General features: G+C 49.3%; 23 protein-coding genes. 2 read left to right on the forward strand and 21 right to left on the reverse strand.

Going from position 1 to position 20781, the window contains the following annotated elements; all coding sequences use genetic code 11:
* Positions 1-39: 39 nt before the first annotated feature.
* Complete coding sequence (locus tag BS639_RS17835) at positions 40-777, reverse strand: SDR family oxidoreductase (RefSeq protein WP_084983847.1); 738 nt, start codon at positions 775-777, stop codon at positions 40-42.
* A gap of 144 nt (positions 778-921) precedes the next feature.
* On the opposite strand from BS639_RS17835, the gene BS639_RS17840 reads away from it, so the two are divergent.
* On the forward strand, positions 922-1860 hold the full coding sequence (locus tag BS639_RS17840; protein ID WP_084983848.1) for a LysR family transcriptional regulator: 939 nt from the start codon (positions 922-924) through the stop codon (positions 1858-1860).
* A gap of 258 nt (positions 1861-2118) precedes the next feature.
* Here BS639_RS17840 and BS639_RS17845 read toward each other — a convergent pair whose 3' ends face one another.
* From BS639_RS17845 to BS639_RS17860, 4 genes are all read right to left on the reverse strand, one after another.
* The gene (locus BS639_RS17845; protein WP_206601166.1) at positions 2119-2760 is read right to left on the reverse strand and encodes an NAD-dependent epimerase/dehydratase family protein; all 642 of its coding nucleotides are present in this window, start codon (positions 2758-2760) and stop codon (positions 2119-2121) included.
* A 41-nt stretch (positions 2761-2801) separates the two neighbouring features.
* Positions 2802-3962, reverse strand: a complete 1161-nt coding sequence (locus BS639_RS17850) for an ABC transporter substrate-binding protein (RefSeq protein ID WP_139804134.1) — start codon at positions 3960-3962, stop codon at positions 2802-2804.
* A gap of 65 nt (positions 3963-4027) precedes the next feature.
* Positions 4028-5047: a zinc-dependent alcohol dehydrogenase family protein gene (locus tag BS639_RS25310; protein ID WP_084983851.1), complete on the reverse strand. Its 1020-nt coding sequence runs from the start codon at positions 5045-5047 to the stop codon at positions 4028-4030.
* A gap of 26 nt (positions 5048-5073) precedes the next feature.
* On the reverse strand, positions 5074-6333 hold the full coding sequence (locus BS639_RS17860; RefSeq protein ID WP_084983852.1) for a serine hydrolase domain-containing protein: 1260 nt from the start codon (positions 6331-6333) through the stop codon (positions 5074-5076).
* A gap of 131 nt (positions 6334-6464) precedes the next feature.
* Here BS639_RS17860 and BS639_RS17865 point away from each other — a divergent pair, with 131 nt between their 5' ends.
* Entirely contained in the window at positions 6465-7352 is an 888-nt protein-coding gene (locus tag BS639_RS17865; protein ID WP_206601167.1) for a LysR family transcriptional regulator, read from the forward strand.
* Positions 7353-7511: 159 nt separating this feature from the next.
* Here the strand turns inward: BS639_RS17865 and BS639_RS17870 are convergent, their stop codons facing one another.
* The 16 genes from BS639_RS17870 to BS639_RS17945 form a co-directional block, all read right to left on the reverse strand.
* On the reverse strand, positions 7512-7889 hold the full coding sequence (locus BS639_RS17870; RefSeq protein WP_084983855.1) for a hypothetical protein: 378 nt from the start codon (positions 7887-7889) through the stop codon (positions 7512-7514).
* Positions 7890-7897: 8 nt separating this feature from the next.
* On the reverse strand, positions 7898-8215 hold the full coding sequence (locus tag BS639_RS17875; RefSeq protein ID WP_139804135.1) for a hypothetical protein: 318 nt from the start codon (positions 8213-8215) through the stop codon (positions 7898-7900).
* 98 nt (positions 8216-8313) lie between these two features.
* Positions 8314-10494, reverse strand: a complete 2181-nt coding sequence (locus BS639_RS17880; protein WP_084983858.1) for a hypothetical protein — start codon at positions 10492-10494, stop codon at positions 8314-8316.
* A 44-nt stretch (positions 10495-10538) separates the two neighbouring features.
* On the reverse strand, positions 10539-13601 hold the full coding sequence (locus tag BS639_RS17885) for a host specificity factor TipJ family phage tail protein (protein WP_084983859.1): 3063 nt from the start codon (positions 13599-13601) through the stop codon (positions 10539-10541).
* Entirely contained in the window at positions 13598-13978 is a 381-nt protein-coding gene (locus tag BS639_RS17890) for a nitrite transporter (protein ID WP_084983860.1), read from the reverse strand. Before BS639_RS17890 ends, BS639_RS17885 begins: the two co-directional genes overlap by 4 nt.
* Positions 13979-13987: 9 nt before the next feature.
* A complete protein-coding gene (locus tag BS639_RS17895) occupies positions 13988-14479 on the reverse strand; it encodes a DUF1833 family protein (RefSeq protein ID WP_084983862.1) in 492 nt (163 codons plus the stop codon).
* A complete protein-coding gene (locus tag BS639_RS17900; protein ID WP_084983864.1) occupies positions 14476-14946 on the reverse strand; it encodes a hypothetical protein in 471 nt (156 codons plus the stop codon). Before BS639_RS17900 ends, BS639_RS17895 begins: the two co-directional genes overlap by 4 nt.
* Positions 14946-17366, reverse strand: coding sequence for a phage tail tape measure protein (locus BS639_RS17905; protein WP_084983865.1), 2421 nt, complete (start codon positions 17364-17366; stop codon positions 14946-14948). Before BS639_RS17905 ends, BS639_RS17900 begins: the two co-directional genes overlap by 1 nt.
* Positions 17367-17427: 61 nt before the next feature.
* Positions 17428-18030 (reverse strand): hypothetical protein, encoded by a 603-nt coding sequence (locus tag BS639_RS17910; protein ID WP_233427705.1) that lies wholly within the window; start codon positions 18028-18030, stop codon positions 17428-17430.
* A 137-nt stretch (positions 18031-18167) separates the two neighbouring features.
* The gene (locus tag BS639_RS17915; protein WP_084983867.1) at positions 18168-18431 is read right to left on the reverse strand and encodes a phage tail assembly protein T; all 264 of its coding nucleotides are present in this window, start codon (positions 18429-18431) and stop codon (positions 18168-18170) included.
* 32 nt (positions 18432-18463) lie between these two features.
* On the reverse strand, positions 18464-18814 hold the full coding sequence (locus tag BS639_RS17920; RefSeq protein ID WP_084983868.1) for a phage tail assembly chaperone family protein, TAC: 351 nt from the start codon (positions 18812-18814) through the stop codon (positions 18464-18466).
* A 53-nt stretch (positions 18815-18867) separates the two neighbouring features.
* Positions 18868-19359: a phage tail tube protein gene (locus BS639_RS17925; protein ID WP_084983870.1), complete on the reverse strand. Its 492-nt coding sequence runs from the start codon at positions 19357-19359 to the stop codon at positions 18868-18870.
* Between the two features lie 59 nt (positions 19360-19418).
* Positions 19419-19784 (reverse strand): DUF3168 domain-containing protein, encoded by a 366-nt coding sequence (locus BS639_RS17930; RefSeq protein ID WP_084983872.1) that lies wholly within the window; start codon positions 19782-19784, stop codon positions 19419-19421.
* Positions 19781-20266, reverse strand: a complete 486-nt coding sequence (locus BS639_RS17935; RefSeq protein ID WP_084983873.1) for an HK97-gp10 family putative phage morphogenesis protein — start codon at positions 20264-20266, stop codon at positions 19781-19783. Before BS639_RS17935 ends, BS639_RS17930 begins: the two co-directional genes overlap by 4 nt.
* A complete protein-coding gene (locus BS639_RS17940; RefSeq protein WP_084983874.1) occupies positions 20259-20591 on the reverse strand; it encodes a phage head closure protein in 333 nt (110 codons plus the stop codon). Before BS639_RS17940 ends, BS639_RS17935 begins: the two co-directional genes overlap by 8 nt.
* A 1-nt stretch (position 20592) precedes the next feature.
* Positions 20593-20775 carry a hypothetical protein gene (locus tag BS639_RS17945; RefSeq protein WP_084983876.1) on the reverse strand — a complete coding sequence of 61 codons (183 nt, stop codon included), beginning with the start codon at positions 20773-20775 and terminating at the stop codon, positions 20593-20595.
* Positions 20776-20781: the final 6 nt, after the last annotated feature.

Raw genomic sequence — 20781 nt, forward strand, 5'->3', positions numbered from 1 at the left:
GGTATGCGGGTAGCCTGACTATCCGCACTAAATGTAAAATTAAGCAAAACCACCGTTAACGCGAATAACTTGGGAGTTCACCCAGCTACCATCAGGCCCAGCAAGAGTAGAAACTATGCCGGCAATTTCCTCTGGTGCTCCGATACGTTCAAGCGGAGCCAGTTTTGCGATCGTATTGATTTGCTCTTCACTCTTGCCATTGAAGAACAGATCCGTGCCAGTAGGTCCTGGCGCAACAGCGTTAACCGTGATGTTACGACCACGCAGTTCATTGGCAAGAACATGTACCAGCCCCTCTACACCGGCTTTAGAGGCGATATACGGGCCATAAGCAGGGAAGGATTTCGCGATGACGCTGGTAGAAATTGCGATGATCCGGCCATTATCACTTATGGATTCTGCTGCGTTTGCTAGCACCAGGAAGGCCCCACGCAGGTTGGTATAGATCACTTTATCGAAATCGGCGAGACCCGCTGTAACAATTTTAGCCATCGGCATAATTCCGGCGCTATGCACCACTACATCTATCTGCCCGTTAATCGATTTTGCTTCTGAAAACAGGCGACTCACATCGGTTTCGCTGGCAACATCTGCCTGAATAGCGACGGCTTTTCCTCCTTGGGCAGTGATCGCAAGAACGGTTTCTTCCGCACTTGAGAAATTGCCAGCATAGTTGACGATAACCGTAAACCCATCTTTTGCTAGGCGTTCTGCGATCGCGCGGCCAATCCCGCGAGATGCTCCTGTGATCAGAGCTGTTTTGTTTGATGTATTCATTGTTACTCTCGATATTATGTTGAAGCACTATCGTGCGAGGTATGTTCAAGTCATATATTAGTGTTTATCTCAGAAGGATAAAGAGTGGTAATTTGATATAATAATTCCAATATCATTAACAATCGGGATTGTAGAACTAGGACTATGGATAAATTTGACACCTTACAACTCTTCGCCCGTATTGTTGAACTCGGTAGTTTCAGCAGAGCGGCTGACCAGATTGGGATCCCCCGCGCTACGGCAAGTAACGCCATTAAGGAGCTTGAAAATCATCTTGAATGCCGCTTACTGGAACGCACTACCCGCCATGTAAAGCCTTCACTGGATGGTCAGGCTTTTTATGAGCGGTGTATTCATATACTTTCTGAGCTTGATGATGCCGAATCTTCGCTTCGGCATATGGTCGTTAGACCACGTGGTGTTTTACGAATTGATTTACATGGTGCACACGCCACACGCATCGTTTTACCAAATATAGACGAGTTCCATACGAGTTATCCGGATATTGAATTAGTAATCAGTAGCGGTGACCGAATAGTGGATTTGGTTCGCGAAGGGATCGATTGCGTGATCCGCGCAGGTACATTAAATGACTCATCATTAGTGGCTCGCCACTTGGCTGTTATGCCGCAGGTCATTTGTGCCAGTCCAGAATACTTGCGCCGGTATGGCATCCCTCGTCATCCTGAAGAGCTGGGGGCTCATCAGTGTGTGAACTTTTTCTCTACCAATGGTGGAGTGAACTATCCGCTTGAGATAATCATAAATTCTGAGGTACATGAATATTATCTAAAAAGCTGGATGACCGTTAACGATGCAGAGAACTACGTACTATGTGCGCTACGCGGTGCTGGCTTGGTACAATTACCACGTTATCACGTGAAAGACTTGTTGCGTGACGGGGATCTGGTGGAAGTTTTGAGCGGGTGGCAAAGTCCGGGACTGCCAGTATCGGCATTGTATCCGCATCACCGTCAGTTATCTCCGCGAGTGCGTGTTTTTATTGACTGGCTTATAAACATTTATAATGACCAGTTTCCCACTGAATCTAAAGCTAGTAGTACCCACAAATACAATCAGTAAAATTTATGCTTCTGTAATAAGAGGAGTGGGTGTAAGTATCCCGGCTTTGTTCCAGCGACTCCCAGTTTCAGTCTGAAACTAGTACATCCAGGTAAAGTGTCCTAAGCTAAGGCTATTTTCAGATAATTAAATATCAATAACTAAATGAATTGCCTACTTGTATCGTTTCTGCATCCGATAGTGAAGAGGTACATAGCACAGTGCAACACCGGCTCGTGCCGAACATATATTCGGACCTTATCCGGATTTAGCGTAAGTTTACCGACCAACTATATTTCTCGACGTAAGCAAGTAAGTTCCTTTTTCTTTGTATAAAATGCTATCAATCAGAGCGTTGGCAATTTTTTCGGGCGGATTCATGCGCAATCCCAGTGGCAGGATTGGGCGAAGTCTTCTGGCAATGGGGAATATCAATCTTTCAGCCAAGCGAAATTCTTCACGGTGACCGCCAATCATTCCAGGCCGAATAATGGTAAGTGAGCGGAAACCGAGCTTCTTGATGTCCCGCTCAACCTCACCTTTGGTCTGACAATAGAATAGGGGTATTTTCAAAGATGCGCCGGGCGAAGAGATCAAGGCTAATGCGGATGCTCCCTGGGCCAAAGCTGTTTCCGCGAATTTGATAGGCAATACGTAATCAATCTGTCGGAACGCTTGCTTCGAGCCCGCTTTCGCGATTGTTGTTCCAATCGCGCAGATCATCGCATCAATGCTCATGCTTTGAATGTCGTGAAGAGTATGCCCTATATCTTCTGATACAGGGTTACAGAGTTTGGGATGAGCAGGAAGAGCCCGCCGAGTGGGGGCAATTACTTGGGCTATATTCTCATGTGCCAATGCTTGGGTTAGTACGTGTCGCCCCACTTGGCCAGTAGCTCCGAGAATCAATACCTTCATCATAATTTTTATATTCCTTTTGAATGAACTAAAAGCGCTCATATCTATGGTGTGTTGTTGGTCACGCTGTTTATCTGCGTTATCTTACTATCCCGCAAGCCAATTATCTGCAGATTCGTATGTGGATGGTTATGAATGTCCATGGTGAAATTTCCTCCAAGAAGGGATGCCATGTGGGTTGACTTTAACGCATGGTGAATGTCGGCAGGTGTATCGTTTCCAGCCCGTCGTACTGCATCGACGATAAGCAATACAGCCTCATAGGCAAAGATAGATCGCTGCGTTGGTGCTGTACCGTAATTGTGTTGGTAGTTCTGAATGAATGCTGCCAAACCATCTTTGGCCACTGTGGGCATGAATACTGAGATACCCATGGCTTGATCAAATTTTCCGGAGTTGATGAATTTGGGTGTGAGCGTATTGAGCGCCGCAGTGAAATCTATACGCCCGGAAATGGGGATGTCTGTAGCACTCTTCTCATAAGCTTTAAAAAAGGCCTGATTGGAGCGACCTAGCAAAGTTACAATCCTGTCTGGATGCGCTTCCTCCAGTCGCTTTATGGGTGCCGACAGATCAACCTCTCCTTCAGTAATCTCCTCACGCGCGATGACTTCAATACCTACTTCTTTTGCTGCTTTTGCCATTGCGATAGTATTGGCTTGATTGAAAGTATCGCCGTCGGACAAAATAGCGATACTGGTTACATCATGAGTCTTTAGCCACTGCATCATTGCAGTGGCTACATCCCAATCGGATGGGCTTGTTTTAAAAATATAATCGAAACCGCCTACGCCTGCTGCATCTACGAATTCCTGGCCTGCTGAGATATCTATAACTAAGGGGATCCGCGCGGCATTGGCTACCGGCATGATGGCACGGGTGACAGGTGTAGCTAGTGCCCCAATCAATACCGAAACGTGGTCTTTGTCGATGAGTTGTCGCGCAGCCGCAATGCCCTTGTTTACATTAGCCGCATTATCAACATAGATTGCTTCGACCGGCCTACCGAGAACTCCTCCATTTGTATTGATGTGCTTCAGGGCCATTTCGATGGCATTACGTTCACTTAGGCCGCGTTCAGCATTGGGACCGCTGAGAATGGTTGTCACACCGAGCCTTATCGGCTCTGCAGCAACCGCTGTCTCAGCCATGAGTGTAAATGCGTATAAAAATGCAATGAAGGGCAGGCGCATATGTTTATCCAATATCTATACTTGGGTTTATAAAAAGAGCCGGGAAATTGATAGGGATTATCGGAATTCAGCAGAAATTACTGGCTGAAATCAATGACGGTTTTGCCGAAGTGCTGCCCATGGGCAACATAGTCGTATGCCTCGCGCGCCTCACCAAATCCGAAAACTTTGTCGATCGCAGGGTTTATCGAAGCGGAATCGACGAATCGCACCAAGTCTTCCAACATGGAGCGGCTACCGGTGGTGATACCGGTCAGTCGCTTAGCGCCACCGATCAAGGCACCGGGTTCGATCGATACGCCCCCTCCACCGGATACTCTACCAATGACCACCACGGTTCCCCCAGCGCGAGTGGCTTCTAGGGATAGAGCCAATGTTCCCTCACCGCCGACCTCTACGACGAGATCGGCACCCTGGCCTTGGGTGAGCCCGATGACTTCTTTTTGCCACTCAGGCGTATTGCGATAGTTAACGGTAGCACGTGCTCCCAGCGAAACGGCGCGCTCCAGCTTGTCATCCTGAGATGAGGTGATGATGGGGAAAAGACCGGCAGCCGACGCGAGTTGCAATGCCCAAATCGAAACGCCACCCGTTCCCAGTAATAGTACGTTGCTCCCTGGCTGCAGAGTAGAAACGCCGAACAGTGCGTGCCATGCTGTCAGACCCGCGCATGACAGCGTTGCCGCTGCGCAGTCATTGAGTGAGTCGGGGGCTCGCACCAGTCCCTCCTGATCCGTGACCAATTCCTCGGCTAAAGTCCCATTAAGTTGAGCTCCGAATGACAAAGCGGTCTTGGCCTTAGTTATCCCCCCGTCGATCCAGTGTGGGTAGTAGTTGGTGATCACACGTTCACCGATATAGAATCGTGTGACTTCGTTACCCACCTCCACCACTTCGCCGCATCCGTCGACAAGTGGCACGATCGGATGCGATGGTGCGTTGTAGAATGCACCGCGAGCAAAAGCCAGGTCGCGGGCATTGAGTGCAGCGGCTCGCATCCGCACTCGAACGTCATGAGGGCCGAGGGGGCGGGAAGGTAGATCTTTTTGTACTAAGGCGTCGATGCCGGCGCCGGCCTGCAATTGATAAGCTTTCATGGTGGGTCTCCTAAGTGAATTAGAGGTCAACTCGAATAAGCAGCATTACGCGTTGCTAGTGAGAAAGCTCCGGTCATACCGGCTACTGCCGTATTGGTCAGAACAACTACAGACAACTGTGCTGTGGGATCGACCCAAAAGTGGGTGCCGTACACACCAGACCAGCTCCAGGTACCGGACGAGAGAGGGAGATTCGCTGCCTTTGGATCATTGAGAATGGCTACACCAAGCCCCCATCCATAACCGGGACCAGCAGCGCCAATGGTGAGACCTCCCACGGCATTGCGCGTCAGGGCCGCTACGGTCTCCGGCTTGATGACGCCACCGCCCCCAGTGCGCATCGCTTCGACAAAGCGCAGATAATCAGAAGCAGTACCTACCATTCCGGTACCGCCTGAGGGGAAAGCGTTTGGATCGAATGCACGGCTGGGCGAATAATTGATGGCACTTTTGCCGAACGTCAGCGCGAACGGGTCGCTCATTTTCACTGGTTCCGGTGTTGAGTCTCCATAAGCTGTCACCAGCGGAGCACCATAAGTAGCGACGAATCGGACGCTATCCAAGCCTAGGGGGACAGTGACCACGTCGCGCACCACGTCTGCTAACGGGCGCCCGGTTGCCTGTTCGATAACAGCTCCAAGTACGTCAATGGCAACCGAGTAGTGCCAGGCGGTACCGGGTGCGAACAGCAGCGGAGCTTGAGCAATACGACGAACATTCTCTACTAAACTCAGACCAGATGCGTCCATACCATCGGACACACCTAAGCGATGGTATGGGCCGTCTTGCTCTTCCAGAAATCCATATCCCAGCCCCGATGTGTGCGTGAGTAAATGGCGCAGCGTTATCGTTGGGGATCTGCCATCGGCAAGGCGAGGTTGGAAATAGGGAAGCCAATGTGTCACTGGGGCATTGAGTTTTAGAAGACCTCGTTCCGCTAGTGCCAGTACGGTAACGCAGATGATTGGCTTGGTCATGGAGGCCAATCGGTACAAGGAGTCAGCCTGCATGAGTTGCCCGGCCTCACGGTCTGCAAAGCCGAACGCTTTCTTGAAGACAACCTGACCAGCTTGGGCAACAACGGCGGTTACTCCCACGATGTGCTTACTGGAAACAGATTCCCTTAGGACGGCTTCAAAGGCTCTTGCAGCACGCCAGGATCCATTTGGAGACGAGGCTGAAGCCCGAGCAGGTCCGAGCGCAAGCGCAGCGCTGCTTACTGCTGCTCCCATGACTAATTGACGCCGGGAAATCTTGTTTCCGGAAAATATAGGATGCTTGGACATAGGCTCGCTCCAGGATTAAGAAATTAGGTGCTATCTATGATGCATTTAATTCCCCTAGTTGATAATGTGTGATTTAGGATAATTAATTCCAACCCTAGGTGTGAAATGAAATGCTAGATCGAGTGACAAGCATGGAAGTCTTCTGTCGAACTGCACGCGCCGGTAGCTTGTCGGCAGCTGCCCGGCAAATGAACCTGTCTCCCACCATGGCCACAAAGCATGTTGATGCACTGGAGCTGCGATTGGGTGTGAAATTGATCCAGCGTAGTACGCGCCGGTTGACGCTGACCGAAGCGGGACAGCAATACCTTGATATGTGCGTGCGTCTATTGCCTGAACTGGAAGAAACAGAGGCGCTTATCGTGGCTCAGGGCACTGAGGTGTCTGGATTACTTCGTTTGAATGTACCACTATCGTTTGGCGTCCGCTATATCGCTCCGTTGCTGCCAGTGTTCCACGAACGTTATCCTAGAGTCAACGTGGAGCTGGAATTCAACGACAGAGTTGTCGACTTGCTCGAAGAAGGGTGGGATCTAACCATTAGGGTCGGGCATTTGAAGGACAGCAGACTGTTAGCTCGGAAACTTGCCGATAGCACCATGGTAGTGTGCGCTGCACCAGAATATTGGCTGCGCCAGGGGCGTCCGGCCGCCTGGAAAGAGCTGGAGGATCACAACTGCCTCCGTTTCATGCTTTCACCTCTATCATGGCCCAATATGTGGCGCTTCGGCAAGCAGGCAGATCAAAGCGTAGCGATTCGGGGATCACTGTGCACCAATAATGGCGATGCCCTTGTCGCAGCGGCGGTGGCAGGGATGGGAGTGCTCTACGAGCCGGACTTCATAGTTGCTGATGCATTGCGAGCAGGCAGGCTTGAGGCTGTGACTTTGGATAAGCCAGCCGCAGATGTAGGTGGCATTCACTTGCTTCGTTTCGCTGATAGGAAGCCGCCAGCCAAGGTGCGCGCAATGACTGATTTTCTTATTGAGATCTTCACGCAAGGTGCACCTTGGCAATGACGGTGTACCTTGAGTCAGTACTCAGCATTGAAAATGACTTTTGTCATGAACCATGTAGCCGCGCGATTTTTTCTTGCATAAAATTGCGACATTATTTGCATAGAGGGTGGAGATAAGTATTTGCATTGTACAAAATAAATCGCGCAATTAAAATTTTATTCAACTCTCAGTTTTACTATCACTGCTTGTAGCTGCATCATCAGTATCTCCTTGTAACGTTGGGAATAATGCAGTTGATCGCGAGGATATAACGGGCTGAACAATGACCACCGTTTCCTCCTTAATAAAGCCAGGGAACGAATCGCTAGCCAGCGCGGCCTTTTCAAAGTAATCCCACGGTGCTGACGTGCCGTCATAGACAAAGCTCATCATAAAATCGCTGACCGGTAACATACCGATACTGTAGGCCTCTTTAGAGGAGTAAACCGCCAGGGAAACTATTGCGGTATATTGGGTCTTGAACTCCACTGCCTTGATCACGACGTACGCTGCCGCAATCTCCTGGCCGTTAAACGTGTATTTTCCAACAAGTGCCATAATGACTCCTAAGTTTTCGGGGCGGTATACGGGATAAGCGCCTTCTCGTTATGAGCATAGGCAAAGTAGGTGTTGAGCTGGCGAATGATAATGTTTGTCACGATGCTAATGCGGTTAATGGCTTCGGCATGATTCGCAATAATCGTCACCACTTTTGCATCGCTGATCGTTGGGTCGTTAAGTGGTAGGTCATTAATATTGACCAGGTCGATAGAACCCAGCGCTATCTCGCCCGCCTGCTCGTGAATCTTGCTCGCAATACCGTATAATTCACGGAGAATGGAGGGGTCATAAGTCCGCATGGATTTTTGCATCAGTGATGACATCAAAAGTGGCTCCCCCTGGTCTCCCTCCACAATTACCGATACGTTATCTACTGGCTCGTAGGTGTCCTCTGAGTCATATAAAATTCTCGGTTCTGCCATCAGTTTGCCCTCACGATGTTAATTAAAAAATTGATACTCGGCTGCGCCTGCTGGCGAAGCTGGAGCATGATGCCTACCGGCGTCACCCCATCGGAACCCAGTATCTCTACCCAGCGGAATTTAAACGCGCGGTTGAGCATAGTGCGCTTGGTCACTGAGACATTCCCTTCCCCCTTGAGCCAGATATCAAAGGATGCGCCGCAGCCTTGATAGTTTGACTCAATCTCTATGCGATACTTGCTGCCCTCGTCGGCGGTCTTGTCCGTGCCCAGGTCATGAACGGCCAACACGTCAAGGTAGGCGCTGTCGCTGCTCGCCACTGTCGCCAGGACCTCGCTGCCGGTGTATTTACGCTCCTTCATGTAAAATTTGCGGTCGAAGTTGACCCACTTACTGCTCAGGTTGAAAAACGGGTCATCGGAATGCGCCAGATTATGCAGCGACATCACCTCGCCCGAGTTACCGACAGCAAGGCCATTCGTGGAGCTTGAAATACGGTTAAACGAGTTATGGAATCGAATGTCATTGGTGTGCAACATGCTGCCGATAACCGTCGAAAGGTAACCGCAATCAATAGTCATCGCAGAAAAAGGCTGGCCGTCAAAGTCATGAAGGATGTCAAAGAAGTTTGTGCCAGAAGGATTATCTGCACAGACGCTGACGCCATCGAGCGTGAGACTTACTGCAGGCATCGTGGTGCAGGTCAGGACGTCACCGGCCTTATAGCTGCTGCCGCTGCTCTCACCAATGGAGACGTTTCTCCCTTCGGCCAGCACCACATAGATACGGCCCTGAAACGTGTAACGGAACAGGAATTCAGACTGCGTGGTGCCATTGGTAATGCGCAGACCCTTGAGGCCGTCCATCGTGCCAAGATTGGTCTCTGCCGACAGGCGACCTACTGACAGCCAGCGGCCGTTAAAATCAAGGTCTCCCCGGATTTGAGCGTAATGGCCGGATTTACGCATCCATATACCGCCGTAACGGTTGGCGGCCATAAAGCACACCTCAATCTTCCAGCCCTCAACAATCGGTGAGGTGCCCGTCGATAAGCCATTCTCTGCGATCATGCCAATCCAGTTATTCACCCAGTAATAACCGGTGAACTTAATGGAGGCATTCGGCCACAAATGCTGTCCCGAGGCGATAACTCGCACACAGTTGACCGCATAGCCGACATGAATGTGAGAGAGCGCGTAGCCAAAGCCAAAGTTAGCGACCCCGTCTGCACGGTTGTTGCCGTCCAGGTAATCAATGTGAAGATTAACGTTGGCCATGTTGGATGCGTTGTCACCAATGCGCACGGTTGGAGGGGCGTTCCACAGCCCAATTTCTTCTACATTTCCGTCGGCATCCTTGGGTGAAATAAAGGAATCCATGACCTTTAGCTGCATCAGCCGGACGGTTACACCCTGTACTCCCGCGCCAGCAATGAGCAGCGAGTCGCTGATGTTGTAGGCATTACACCCCACCACGGTAGAAATTTTGTTGGCTATCGCAAAATCAATGGCGTTCTGAATCGCCCCCGTATCATCTCCCGTTTTACCTGCGCCAAACAGCTCAGGTGTCACATAGGTTAGAGCCTGGGCAGCGTTCCCGCCCGTAAAGTGACCCAGTAGACTCAGGCCAGTATTTTGCGCCATTTGCGTTTTAAGTTGGCCGTCGCCAATGGCGTAAAACTTGGGTAAGTCCGTCGCCGGCACGCCCGTTAACACATAAGGTATTGGCGTGGTTGGCATGGGCTTATACACCACGCCTTCAACGACAACCACTTTGTTGAAATCAGAAATGACGAGACCGGCGGCGTAAGTGCCCGCCACCTGATATCCCGAAGCTTGGATCATCGAGTAATAATTTAAGGCCTGCTGCTGAAGCGCGCCGGCGGCGGCCAGACGCTGAGACTCGTTCTGAATACGCCAGTCTCTATCCTCTTGTTTGATTTGTGTGTCAAACTTTGCCGCTTGCTGCGTAATTTGGGTGTTGAACTGCAGCGCCTGGCTGACCATCTGCGCAGAGAACTTGACCTGCATACCATTGATAGTGGCCCGTGGGACACCGAAACGGTCTGGATATTCATTAAGGCTTTGACTGTTAGCCAGGTAATCGAGATTTTGAGCATTGTCGAAAAAATCTTTAGCGGCTCCAGAGCCTATAGGATTTCTGGTGTTATATGTGGTCATGCTGGCCTCATAAAAAGAAAAACCCGCCGAAGCGGGTTATGTATTCAGGCGACATCGCCGGGATAAATGGCATCGTCATAATCGTAAAAACTCGCCTTGTACTCTCTGGCGGTCACCTCACAGGTTCCGTCCGATGAAGGCGTAATTTCTGTCATCAACGCGTCATAGCCCTGGCGTTCTGAGGAGCAAAAAATAAGACGAGGCGGCTCAATCGATGCATCTTCCATTTCCCAACTGTCAAAATTAAGCGTATCGGTAAGTGGGAGAAACAGAGTGTATTCGTCCACTTTTGTCGGCGTCAGGAGGGGTGAGGCGCTACCGTCCTGAAAACGGATGAGGCAACGCGGGTTAGCAAAGGACCAGTCGAGCGGCTCGCCGCTGACCAATCGAATATTATTGCCTTCCCTAGCAGCTTCAATGATCAAACTGCTGATTGTGTTATGCCCCGGAATATCGTCAGTGAGCACCAGTCTGTCGCCATAGTTATAGCAAAGCGCATCCATTTCCGTCGTGGTTGTGAAGGTAAGGCGTTGCTGTCGATATTTCATTAGCCGGCGCATCCCGATACGGTAAGCACGGTTACGGTCTGTGACGCCGTAGAGGGTATATGCTTCAATCTTTGAAGGTGTTGGATTTTCCGGCGTACGGCATTGCACAGTTTCTGATGCCCAGGTTGTGCCATCGATATAAGTCACGTCTACACCACCGTAATCATCCTGAGACGGTGCAGAAAACGCTGTTTGAAGATACTCTGTCGTCTCTTGTGGACTGATGATACCCGTCCAGTTTTTAACTCCCTCACGCCCGGCCGAAGCCAAACCATCCGAAAGAAGGAAATAGCTCATTCCAGCATTGGTAATCATCTGTGCCGTTTCAAGCGCCGATTTATCATCGCTGTCCGCTGAAAAGTCAAACGTCTCACCGCGCGGCGTCCAGTATTTTATTTCGAGTGCATCCATCGCCTCCCTGTCAATTTCTCTCGACTTGAACCCCAGCGAAGTAAGGATATGATAAATCGCGCCGCTGATAGTTCGATCACCGCCATTGTCATAATTACGCGTGACAACCATATTGATACGTCTGTCTGACTGCGCGGCAACCTTGCTGCCCGTGACGAACGTAATCCCGATGGTTGTCACACCCGCATAGGATTTAGGCCGAGCCTGAAGACGCGAGCGGAGCGTTTTCCAGTACATGCTGTCACGGGCATTATTGCTTCCCTGATCGTTACGGCGACGACAACGCACCTCCACCAGCCCGGGGGTATCCAACTGGAAATTTTCATTGAACCCCATGCCGTTTGGATTTTGTTCCGCATAGATTCCCTTGCGGCTTTTCCACCCATTACCCTCGGCATAGTTACGCCACTGAATTTCCCATTCAACGTGACGTATACGTTTATTTCCTTTACTGTCGAAGCCACACACACCGTTAGGAAACGAAAAATCCACCTCAAACATGTCGGTTATTTCGTTCTCAGGGCAGGCAAGAAAAGGGCCTAGCCATTTCTCATCGTCGTTGATACCCGATACAACAAAGTCCAGCACAGTACGCGTGTTGAACCCCTGCCACGTATCATCCACCACACCGCTGTTTAATCTGGAAACGGTGATGGTCAACGCGTCCGTGGAAGTTATGCGGTACTGGTTATCTTGCAGACCAATCGCTAGTCTTTCAGAACCCACTGGGAGACCGCTGAATGGCGTGCCAGTTGCTGAATCGTAAGCAAGGGTAATGCTTGTCTTGATCCCAGCTGCTCCCCCGCTTGATGCTGTTCCGCTGATATATTCTGGTGATGCGCCAAAAACGGAAGACGGCAGCGCACTGCTGTTAAGCGAACCTCCAATATATGGACTTGATGCCTCTATAATCGATAGCCGACCAGAGTTATCAACGGCCACCAGTCCAGAATTTGACAGTTGGGTATTCACTGAATCGACCAGGCTGCTCATGTTGGCGTAATTGGCCAGAAGAGAAACGGAATAAGTCGCGCCATCCCATACTAATGTGAACGTCTCTGTGTTCACCGAGAAGTCATAAGTTGATGGTGCAGCACTGGCTTTGATCATTGCTGCACTTCCACCCACACCGGGAATAGGTTCCACAGCAGGGCTATAGCTGGCAATGTACAAATCATAGTCCGAACCGTTGTAATTCAGCGTCACGGGCATGCCAACGAAAGCCTGTAGCTCAGAAAGACTCCCTCCTGAAATCAGGCTAAACAATCCCGTGGTTCCAACTGTGAAAGTATCAGGGGCAATAATGGTTAAGATTGTGCCTTCCGCCCAATTTTTCGGAAGATCGCTTGTTTCATTATCACCCATCGTCGCAGCAATTAAAGATACAAACGTACCCGAGAATGTTGCCGCGTCGGCTGAAACAGTATCTTCGTCAGGTGAAGAAGTTCCCATATCCAAACCCGTGCCGCCGCCAGACGTACTGCCCACTTCTGTACTGTTAAACCAATTCTCAGAACGTTCGTCACTCGACACGTCAGCGCCAGGAGGATAAACGGTGTAACTGAAATCATTACCGAAAGATGAAATCGGCGTTGATCCAACTTTTATGTCACCGTTCGTTAGAGAAAATTGGCCACGGCCTAAACACAGAAACATTTTTGTTTCATAGGACGTCTTGTCTACGAAACGAGAGACTGGCTGAACGATATAGTCGGGGAAAATTCTATAGCGCCCAAAGACCTCACGAATGGGATCACCAAGTTTGGCAGTATTGGCCTGCGCCGGATTAAGACTCAGAGCATCACTGCCTGATGCAGTCCCGCCTCCCGTATCTAGCGTGCTCATCATATATATAGAATATGCTGCCGAGGCGACGGCAACGGCGATAGCTGCCCATGCTGCAAATTCAAGACCAGTGCCGTAGGGTGTAGGATAAATTTTTATCTGACTGTCTGGCTTAAGAAAGCAAAGTGGCCACTCATTACCCGATATCCTTTTCCCGTTTACCTCTGCAATAACTGGCTGACGGATATCCTGTTCATATCCCGCTACATTTTTACTAAACCACTCATGCAGAGTCATCGCGCCGTGTTCATGCACTTCCAGCGGCTCACCAGGCAGATGTGAAGGAAATATTTTAACCGTCATTGCCAGAACTCCACCTTAATAAAACGTCGCTGAAATCGAACGAGTGGGAGAAAGGTCACATTCGATTTAGGATTGCACTCGGCAACAAAAAGCTCGCCATTCAACAGCACCACAATGCCAACATGTGTGACCAGACTTCCTGCATAACAGGCTACGCCAGCGCCCTCATGGGGTGTGCAGGCGGTCAAATCCTGCATAAATCCGCGTGCCTCTTTATCCAGCCCGTCTCCATCTTTGGTGACACCGGCAAAATCAGGCCAGGCGGGAAGACCCAAATCACGCCTTATTTCCGTAATGACTCCATAACAGTCCAATTCAGGATATGATCTGCCGCCCTTCAGCCAAGTGACCGAAAGGTATTTATCAGGGTTGAACATAATTGTTCCTTATTGCATATAACGCAGACCAGGGTACTCAGGGAGGGTGTAACGGTGACGCGGCCAGGCTGTATCAAGAATGTTCATGTAGCCTGCAGTGATCTGCACTTCTGGTGCAGTCCAATAGCCCGATTTTATGTTCAGTGTAAAAGGAGGTTTTGCCGGGGCCGTTAAATCCTTATCAAGGTAACAACGATAAGTCAGCGAGGCATTCTCAAGGTTATCGAGAGATTTTCGGATTGCAGTCGAAACTACACCATCAATATTCCCAATGGCGAATTTCAGATCTTGCGTACCGTCGGCGTTTCTTGCGGGTAGCGCAATATCACATCCCGAAGCCGTAAATTCATGCATAGTCCCATCTTCCAACCTTGCCGTGATGTCATCCCAACCATTTGCAAGCCGATAAGTCGTATCACCAACATTGATTTCAAGAGTCTGAATAAGCACTTCTTTACCGCTTGATGCATAGATTCGGTTAAGAATCGTTGAGGTTGTCATGACTGTGGCCACTCCCTATTGGCTGCAATATCAATGATATCTGCATTGACAATGTAGTCAGGAAACTCAGTAGAACCAGGCGGAAGAACAGGCCTTTCCCATAGTTCAAGAGTGGCCGTGAACTGCCAATATTTCCCCCCCACGAGTACCGGCCCATCATAGATATCTGTAAACCGGCAAACGTAGTCACCGAGACCAAGCGGCGTTCTTAATGGCATATTGAACCAGGAAACACCGTCTGTTAGCCCCTCGCTGAACCAGGCTTCAAAAAGCTGTGACTCACCTTCAGTAAATAACCATGTTACAGCTGCCTGCGTTGGCGTCGATTTATAAAGGCGTCGCTGCCGGGCGCGGCCTGAAGTGAACTGCGTTCGTAAAAGTGGACTTATTGGGGTTAATCCGAAACCATCTTGCAGCGGCGTGGGTAGATAGTCAGCTGGATAATTTATATTCGAGGTTTTAGCCATTAACCTGTCTTCCTTTTGGTATTCCAACCCATGCCAACTGCTTTGCCGACATGTCCAGTTCCAGTGGCAATTTGATACCCGGCTTTTTGAAGCGCTTCGTTAACAGCAGATTTCTGAGTTTCTTTCAGCGCACGAAGAGTCCTGGCATCAAGATCACCATTTACTGTCATTGGGATATTTATTTGAGTCGGCATGCTCGGAGCAGACTGAGTGCTAACGCGGTCAAGAGTGGCATCAAGTTTTGCACTTGTTTGAGCCGTCGTAACACGCTCACCTTTCTGCAACAACCAAGTGCCGGTTTCCGGAACAGAGTCGATACCGTCGTGCGCCTGACCTTTCAGCGCCGAACTAACGCCGAGCATCAGCACTCCGGCGCCTGCCGCTGCGGCAGTTGCTGCAGCTGGTGCAATCGCAGGACCCACATAAGGTACGCCAATCATTCCTGAAAAAGCTTGAAGAGCAGCCATCGCAACTTGTGCAGCGGCATACTGTAAAAGAGCGGCACCCATTGACTGCAGGAAAGTAGCGGCAAAATCTTTAACATTCATTTTGCCGGTTTCTGCCCACTCGATGATCATGTCTGTAAGGCTACTAAAGGCCTGACTTCCCACCTGCTGCATATTGGCATAGAGATTGGCTGATGCCTCAATCTGAGTCTGCAAGCCAGACATAAACCCAGCGGTCCCATTATTTTGAAGGTCGTCTACATCCTTATAATGCTTTTTCTGAAGCTCAAGCCGCTCTTCTAAAGAATCGCTTAGCGCCTGCGTTTTTCTGTCATAAATATCTTTATCAATATCACCGCTATCAAACTGCTTCTGCAAGTCAGCTTGTTTATCCAAATAATCCTTTTGGATACCCAACAACTCCTTCATTCGGCTTCTTGTATTTTCCCCCTGAGAAGCCCCTATGATATCTATATCCAGTGTTTGCTTAGCGTTTGAGTTTTCTTTTTGAAGATTGGCGACAAATTCAGCCACCTTGATATTATCCTCATTGGCTTTCTTAACAAAATTTAAACGGTCTACTTCTTTTGCGAGTAATTCTAATCTCTGTTTTTGCTTGTCATTAAGGCCAGCTAACTTACCATCAGCAAAATCAAAGGCGAGTTTCTGTTGCTCAGTAACTATTACGGTTTTTTTACCGGTAGTGTCAATTAAAGCAATTTGACGCTGATAAGCCATCTCCGTGGCTTTGAATGAATTCTCTAACTTTATACCAGCTGTATCTTTTTTAGCATGTGTTTTTTGGTTGCTTTCACCTGGGGCTAACTTGTAGTCTGAATTTCCACTTAGCGTCGCTAAACCCGTCGGTAGTTGGTGGCGTTCGCTAAAGTTGGATATCAATTTCTCATTCTTGGCTATTTCGGCCTGAATTTCTTTTGAACTACGGACAACCCCCGCAGCTGCATCAATTTTTCCAAGGAATGACTCTGAGTACGCGAGGGATTCGTTAAGCTCATTTCTTTTTGCCAGCAAATCATTAAGGTTTGAATCGTTCGTTGTTTGCGCAGTTTTATTCCATCCATAGGCGATATCGTTAGCGAATTTGGCCCCTTGGGCCAAAAGTGCAACCATTTTAGAAAGGCCGGTAATTATATTAGATATACCCTGCAGTACTTGAGGGTCTGTGAATACTTTCTCAATGTCGTTTAAAGAACTGACCAGACCACTGAGGTCAATTTGTGAAAGTCCCACTGCCATTTTATTTTTAAAACCATCCCAGGAAGTCTCAATATCCTGAATGATTAAATTAAATTTCAACATCTTATCGATATCATCTTGAGGTAATGCTATACCTGAGTCAGCAGCTTGTTTAGCCAACTTCTGAAAACCAGCAGCGCCATTATCGAGCAAGGTAATTAATTTTGATAAATCATTACCGAGAGCTTCATAAATCGTCGTTTTCTGGGCCGTATTCATGCCTGCCATCGCGCCTGAAATCGCTAACAACTGTTTATCAGGTGATAAATTTTGAAGCTTTTTAGCCGACAGCCCAAGCGTATCCAATGCCTGCGCAGCTTCCCCACTCTTATTGAGAACTGCATCACCTATCTTGTCATTAAGGTCTTTGAATATATCAGCAATTTTATCGCCTTCGACTCCAGCCTTACTGGCGGCATACTGCCATTTTTGCAGCTCCGTGGTGCTTAATCCAAGCGACTTCGCCCAGCGGTCGGTCTCTGTTACAGAGTCGGAAACGCTTTTAGTTATTGCAAAAGCAGACACTCCGATCCCTATCGCGGCAGCGCCCAAAGCAACAGTGGCTTTACCTATAGCAGCACCTACAGCTTCGGCATCTTTTTCGACCTGCTTACGCCACTTATCAGATGACCTTTCCGCCTGATTCATGCCTGATACAAATCCGCCAACTTTTGCAATTAAATCGATAGTCAAAGTGCCGAGTGATTTGCTGGCCATATAAACTCCGGGCATAAAAAAACCCCGCCGAAGCGAGGTCTTTTTTATAATTTAGCAATAATTATGATTTAAAATTGCTCAATAATTTATAAGTTATACTTTGATTGGAAGCTTCTATCACTTCAATCCTAGCGCCCTTATAACCAATAATTTTTGACTCAGATAGATCATACTCAACATCATTATTAAAAGCAGGACGAGCCATATTGTTAGACAGCTCCCTGTATCCAATGTTTATCTTATTTCCCACCCTTCCGTTATATAACAATGTTTGCTGAAAACTGTTATCGCTTGATATGGTTAGCACCGTCTTCTCAAAGGGCATATTATCTGCACAGCTGGACAAGTTGAAAACGGTCACGACACACAATGTGTGTGTGTTCTTCTTCACCATTACGGCCTGCCAGGGATCAGCGAAAAATGACTTATCTATGCTTGCTGAATCAGCACCACCCGTAGGAAGGTAAAATTCGCCCTTTTCATCATCCCCTTTCTTTGCTAAAAATCCAGGAGTAATAGTGTAGGCAATACCAAGCTTGGCGGGAGATTTGATTTTTATACCTTCATATTGGCTTGTATTACCCTGCCTAACCAGTTCATCGCCGACATAAGCAGTGTTGGTACTTCCGATTGCTGGCTTGCTGACAAACTCTGATTTTGGCAAGTAGTTATACTTTGGGACAGCACACCCTGCTAGGACTGCAGAAATCAAAAGAACTGTAATTATTTAAATCATTAAATATAATCCCAGAATTTTACAATAAGACTAATCTTATCCACAAGAGCGCCAAAATGGAAGTATCACACCCACTGTTCCATTGCCTGTTCGAGGCTAACAGGGGCTTCTTGAAGGTGCGGCGCAAAATCAGAAATTCTGAAAGGCGGGGAATTTTTGGTGCGATTGACGTTGGCTATAGTGCTGGCCACGACTGCTGCAGCCCACTCCGTTCGCATCATAGAATTAAGGCCACCATACTTTTCACGGTATTTTAGCCAGAGCTCAAATTCTGCAACGCTCATTCGTTCTTGCGCCTCAGCAATGGTTCTCCCACCAATACCGTTCATTACCAACTCACACCAGATTTCATCCTCTGCTGTTAGGGCTTCTCCTTTCCCAGGTTGTTTACCTCCTGAATAACCACCAACAAGGCAATAGTTAAATTGCCATCAAGGGCACCGCGCTCAGGGTCGGCTTCACCGGTAATATCTTCTGGCGTGAAAACAGGGTGACCCGCTTCATCACAAACCGATGCCGCGATGCGACCTGCAACATTATCGACCTTTCCGGCATGTGCCAGAATGTCAGACTTTGCCGAGTGATATCCCAATGGCCGGATGAACACCGTTGCGGTAAATTCTTTGTCACCTTGCTTCCAGGCCACTTCTTTTTCAATTGGGCGGCCCGTGAATGCGCCGGTAGTTTGCAAAGCTTCAACGGTTAATTTCATAGTTGCACCAAAGTTCAGATTAGTTTCGGGGGGAATTCACCCCGGTGATAAATTTAGGCGGGCGCTTTTGGTACCCATACTGCAGGACCAGAACGCTGAATCGTGGCCGTAGTGCTGACAACGGTGTTGGCCTGGAAGTCAAACGGGAAGTCTGAGACGTAACCCTGAAAAACAAACCAGGTTCGGTCTTCTGGAAGCGTCAACCCATCCACAGAACCCGCACCGCCATTCGCCGAAACTGTTGGCAAAGACTCGCCATCCGCCCAACCAACAGCAAAGCTCAGTAAGGTGTCATCGTCCAACTCAGCCAGGTTATGTAATTTAAGATGGCTGGCATTTTTCGGATCGGCATTGAGCGTTACAGAGGCTGACGCTGGTGTGCGGAGCCCCTTCTTATAAGTGCGGCTGTTACGCTCGCTCAGGCAAGTATCTTCAATCTGGTCGGCGGGGTTGCCGCCAGGGGTAAAGGAGGTGATGCATTCAACTTCGATGACGACGCCTGAGGCGAGGACAAAAAACTGCGTGCCTTGGGTTAATACAGACATGGGCTTTCTCCGGGCATAAAAAAACCGGCTCATGGCCGGCGGGTTAAAGTTTCGGTGTTCTAACGCTTCACTATCCAGTCAACGTCGAAAGAGTAGTGATAGCGCTTTGTATCGGGGTCTCGGTCCTGATTGCCCCACCGCGTGATGTACGCATGAGGCTCAATGGCGTCACGTAGCGCTTTTGCCACTGCAAGCACCTGAACCGGCGTATCTGCATAGACATCGATCTGAATGGAGAAGCTGTCCACGTCGGGGCGATTGCCGAGGAACATGGCAGGCAGGCCACCAATGTTTTGCCACACCGCGTAGGGGTAGATAACGTCGTCGGTATTCTCACCAAACGGATAAAGCCTGACATCATCGCCGCCCAATATCGCCATGACGGCGGGTGAGGTGGCACAGACAGAATAAATCGGCGCTATCATGGTTTTACACCTCGCTTCTGCGCTCTGGAAATAGCACGATCAATGGCCCTTTCATATTCCGTCACAAAGGTGGTTACCACCTTGTCCACCGTCGAAGCGATTGCCGGTCGCATAATTGGCTGGGCGGCCATTTTTTCGGTACCAAACTCCAGCAGACGCCAGTGCGGCGTGGGCGCATTTTTTGCCTTATCCGGATGGTTTTTCAAAACAGCACCGTGGAGCACGCCTACCCGAAACGCCAGGTCACCCGTTTGCTTGAAAATCTTTCCGTTCCACCGTAACGCAATGTTATCCGCAATACTCCGGCCGGTATGGGCGTCGTCCACCCTTTGAGCGTTTGTTTTGGCCTGCTGCACGATAACATTGGCCGCCCTGCGAAGCGCCGCCCTACCCCCCTTTTTACGCAAGTCGAGACTGATGGTATCCAGCTTTCCTAGCAGGGAATCAATACCAATAAGAGAAAAATCAACGCCGTCAGCCATCGTTAGCCCCCTCTGAACAGGGCAGCGTAAGGTATTCCAGCCCGCTTACTGGATCCGGAAGCACGCCCTCTATGTTGTAAACCTGCCCCCTGAAAAGAATGCGGTGTTTGTTCGTCACATCACTTCGTTTTCGGATGGTAATGCGCGTGGTCACTTCGCTTTGAACGGCCTGGGATGCAACAAACTCTCGTGCCGAAAGCGGCACAACGTCGGCCCAGATTTTTTTAACGTTTTCCCAGCCAGGGATGGCGGCGCCCGTCTGCGGATCGCGATGGTTAACACGCTTTTGTAGCGTGACGCGATGGCGGAGTTTTCCGGCCTGCATATTACCCCCTGGGTTTACCGCTGAGGTAATTACCACCTAAAGAGGTAGTATCAATGCCTTCCTCTTCTTCCAGCGTCTGAACAATTATGGTGACAAGCGCCTCATTTGACTCCGCCAGGCGGTTCATTGCTTTTGTCTGTGCTGCCATCGCCTGCAGCAGCTGGCTTACCTGTTGCTCGTTCATAGGCAA

This window comes from Rouxiella silvae (genome assembly GCF_002093625.1).
GTDB lineage: Bacteria > Pseudomonadota > Gammaproteobacteria > Enterobacterales > Enterobacteriaceae > Rouxiella > Rouxiella silvae.

What these genes read in the sequence shown, in the direction of transcription:
- BS639_RS17945 (WP_084983876.1), bottom strand. Translation starts at nt 20,775, where the DNA reads ATGAACGAGCAACAGGTAAGCCAGCTGCTGCAGGCGATGGCAGCACAG.
- BS639_RS17875 (WP_139804135.1), bottom strand. Translation starts at nt 8,215, where the DNA reads ATGTCATCACTGATGCAAAAATCCATGCGGACTTATGACCCCTCCATT.
- BS639_RS17880 (WP_084983858.1), bottom strand. Translation starts at nt 10,494, where the DNA reads ATGACCACATATAACACCAGAAATCCTATAGGCTCTGGAGCCGCTAAA.
- BS639_RS17920 (WP_084983868.1), bottom strand. Translation starts at nt 18,814, where the DNA reads ATGAAATTAACCGTTGAAGCTTTGCAAACTACCGGCGCATTCACGGGC.
- BS639_RS17840 (WP_084983848.1), top strand. Translation starts at nt 922, where the DNA reads ATGGATAAATTTGACACCTTACAACTCTTCGCCCGTATTGTTGAACTC.
- BS639_RS17835 (WP_084983847.1), bottom strand. Translation starts at nt 777, where the DNA reads ATGAATACATCAAACAAAACAGCTCTGATCACAGGAGCATCTCGCGGG.
- BS639_RS17935 (WP_084983873.1), bottom strand. Translation starts at nt 20,266, where the DNA reads ATGGCTGACGGCGTTGATTTTTCTCTTATTGGTATTGATTCCCTGCTA.
- BS639_RS17845 (WP_206601166.1), bottom strand. Translation starts at nt 2,760, where the DNA reads ATGATGAAGGTATTGATTCTCGGAGCTACTGGCCAAGTGGGGCGACAC.
- BS639_RS17890 (WP_084983860.1), bottom strand. Translation starts at nt 13,978, where the DNA reads ATGTTCAACCCTGATAAATACCTTTCGGTCACTTGGCTGAAGGGCGGC.
- BS639_RS17905 (WP_084983865.1), bottom strand. Translation starts at nt 17,366, where the DNA reads ATGGCCAGCAAATCACTCGGCACTTTGACTATCGATTTAATTGCAAAA.
- BS639_RS17885 (WP_084983859.1), bottom strand. Translation starts at nt 13,601, where the DNA reads ATGACGGTTAAAATATTTCCTTCACATCTGCCTGGTGAGCCGCTGGAA.
- BS639_RS17870 (WP_084983855.1), bottom strand. Translation starts at nt 7,889, where the DNA reads ATGGCACTTGTTGGAAAATACACGTTTAACGGCCAGGAGATTGCGGCA.
- BS639_RS17895 (WP_084983862.1), bottom strand. Translation starts at nt 14,479, where the DNA reads ATGACAACCTCAACGATTCTTAACCGAATCTATGCATCAAGCGGTAAA.
- BS639_RS25310 (WP_084983851.1), bottom strand. Translation starts at nt 5,047, where the DNA reads ATGAAAGCTTATCAATTGCAGGCCGGCGCCGGCATCGACGCCTTAGTA.
- BS639_RS17925 (WP_084983870.1), bottom strand. Translation starts at nt 19,359, where the DNA reads ATGTCTGTATTAACCCAAGGCACGCAGTTTTTTGTCCTCGCCTCAGGC.
- BS639_RS17865 (WP_206601167.1), top strand. Translation starts at nt 6,465, where the DNA reads ATGGAAGTCTTCTGTCGAACTGCACGCGCCGGTAGCTTGTCGGCAGCT.
- BS639_RS17930 (WP_084983872.1), bottom strand. Translation starts at nt 19,784, where the DNA reads ATGATAGCGCCGATTTATTCTGTCTGTGCCACCTCACCCGCCGTCATG.
- BS639_RS17860 (WP_084983852.1), bottom strand. Translation starts at nt 6,333, where the DNA reads ATGTCCAAGCATCCTATATTTTCCGGAAACAAGATTTCCCGGCGTCAA.
- BS639_RS17900 (WP_084983864.1), bottom strand. Translation starts at nt 14,946, where the DNA reads ATGGCTAAAACCTCGAATATAAATTATCCAGCTGACTATCTACCCACG.
- BS639_RS17915 (WP_084983867.1), bottom strand. Translation starts at nt 18,431, where the DNA reads ATGAACGGTATTGGTGGGAGAACCATTGCTGAGGCGCAAGAACGAATG.
- BS639_RS17940 (WP_084983874.1), bottom strand. Translation starts at nt 20,591, where the DNA reads ATGCAGGCCGGAAAACTCCGCCATCGCGTCACGCTACAAAAGCGTGTT.